This is a genomic window from Shewanella sp. SR44-4 (assembly GCF_014163715.1).
In the GTDB taxonomy this organism is placed as follows: domain Bacteria; phylum Pseudomonadota; class Gammaproteobacteria; order Enterobacterales; family Shewanellaceae; genus Shewanella.
Genome location: NZ_JACJDU010000103.1, coordinates 1 through 1996, shown reverse-complemented (window position 1 = coordinate 1996; position 1996 = coordinate 1). Strand labels below are relative to the sequence as shown.

2 protein-coding genes are annotated in these 1996 nt (G+C 37.4%); both read right to left on the bottom strand.

Going from position 1 to position 1996, the window contains the following annotated elements:
• Nucleotides 1-66 precede the first annotated feature (66 nt).
• Complete coding sequence (locus tag H5125_RS21550; protein ID WP_182745471.1) at nt 67-558, bottom strand: hypothetical protein; 492 nt, start codon at nt 556-558, stop codon at nt 67-69.
• 939 nt (nt 559-1497) lie between these two features.
• The gene (locus tag H5125_RS22490; protein WP_409086079.1) at nt 1498-1854 is read right to left on the bottom strand and encodes a hypothetical protein; all 357 of its coding nucleotides are present in this window, start codon (nt 1852-1854) and stop codon (nt 1498-1500) included.
• Between the last annotated feature and the right edge of the window lie 142 nt (nt 1855-1996).

The following is a 1996-nucleotide window of genomic DNA, read 5'->3' as shown; positions in this document are numbered from 1 at the left end:
CTAAACTTGTTTAATATAGCTTCTTTAAATTGACCGGAATGCCTTTGATAATTCACTTGCTGTAACTTACCGCTCCCTGTTTATTTGTAAATTAATTGAGGCGACAACTATCCTGACACAGGGGGAAACAGCTAAAAACTTTTCTTCAAACATCAAATTAAGCTGTTTTTTTAGCGATTCAATAATTTGACGAATGAAATGAATTTCGATTAAATCTAGCTCATTGTTAGAATCAAAAAGGTCATTGCAAGTACTTAAATCTATATAAATAGGAAGTACTTTACCTTGTGATATTAAACGATTCTTATCTTTTAGTTTTGGAGCTATTGATTTTAAACATTCGTAATAACCTCTAAGAAGATTTGTAGTTTTTCCAGTCCCTCTTCTGCCACTAACAAAGTTGTCTTGTTTTTGAAGCAAGCTTTGTAGTATTCCGAAAAAATCAATAAAGTATTCTTCTAAATCTCCAAGTTCACTTAAATTGTCCAAAGTAATGTAATCTGCTCGCAATATTGAGTCGAAAGCACTTCTTAATTTTAGTTTTTCTTGTCCGTTCATTGCTGATTTCCTAAAGTTTCGACGACAGTAACAATTTGGATGAGTTTCAAACCGTTTATTGAAGAGCTTGCGCAGTAAAGTCAGTCTCTTAACTTATTGATTAATATCATCCTACATTTGCTATCTTATTGAAGTAAAGCAATTAATTGTGCCTAACAGACAAAAACAAACCGAGCTTGCGCGTAAAGTAGTGTTTGTGGTCACTGCCAGAAAAATTAAAGGTATTAATATCAGGCAATTACGATTTTTCTATTTTAAATATGATACAACTAAAGAACGATTTTAAATCGTTTTTTAGCGTAAATCGATGAAACACCATTATAACTGTACATAAAAACAGTACGTACCACATAAAAGTGTGCATATTGATTTTATCTTTCACGCTTTTGATTTTTTACATGCGCAGCATGTGGCTGTTGGGGTTAAGGGGTGCCCCCCTTGCCCGTAGCAACTATCCGACCTTTTGGGAACCAAAAGTGGGATAGTTGCGTACCGGGTTACGTACTAGCCCCACTTAATAAGTGGGCTGCTTTGGCTTCGCACTCACTGAGTGCGAAGCGGTTTAAATTGCATTCTTTAAATGAAAAATCACGTGAAATTAACGCGAAAAAGGTGAAAATTCGATTTCTCAGCAAAATTTATTATCGATTTACGCCCGTAGGATTTGATATGTGCTGCTGAGAAATGATGTCGCGGGTACGTTTCATCATTTCTCAGACTAATTATTGGCTCTGAGAGAGTAAATTGTTGTGTGTAAAGTCACTCAGAATTTACTGATTGCTGTCATTTGTTCCATCCTACAGTGACCAATTAAGTCAAAAAATCGCTCATACAAATCAGTTTCCTCAATCGTACGGGCGAAAATTAGCACCAAAAGTATAAAAAGATACAGCTATGGTCATCAAAGAAATTCGGCACAGCAGAAAAATTTGATAGTTATCAAGTGTCAGGTGAATTGTAATTTAAGTGGGGATGATGACTTAAGCGCACAACCCGCGCTGGCAATTTTACAACGCCTTGTCGTCGTTTTCGGTCTAAATGCTCGCAGTGTTCGGTTAAGGCAGGTAATACTCCGACAGCGCCTTTAAATAATGCACCAAATTCTGTGGTGATTTTAAGCCAATTCTCTGCAGGGATGTTTAGTCTATTCAGTATGTCCAGGCTGCTTGAACTAATGGATCCACGCTTATCTTCTCGAATCAGTTGAAGTGGATGACCATGTTTTAATTTCGAAGACTTTGTTGAATCTTGCGGAGGGATAGCTTGCTTGTAATAAAGAGGAACCCGTGGGTTCAAAGTCCTATCTTTCGCCAAATAAAAAGGCCCGCTATAAATAGCGGGCCTTTTTATTTTAATGTGGCGGAGGGATAGGGATTTGAACCCTAGAACGGGATAAACCGTTGCCGGTTTTCAAGACCGGTGCATTCGACCACTCTGC

What these genes read in the sequence shown, in the direction of transcription:
- H5125_RS21550 (WP_182745471.1), bottom strand. Translation starts at nt 558, where the DNA reads ATGAACGGACAAGAAAAACTAAAATTAAGAAGTGCTTTCGACTCAATA.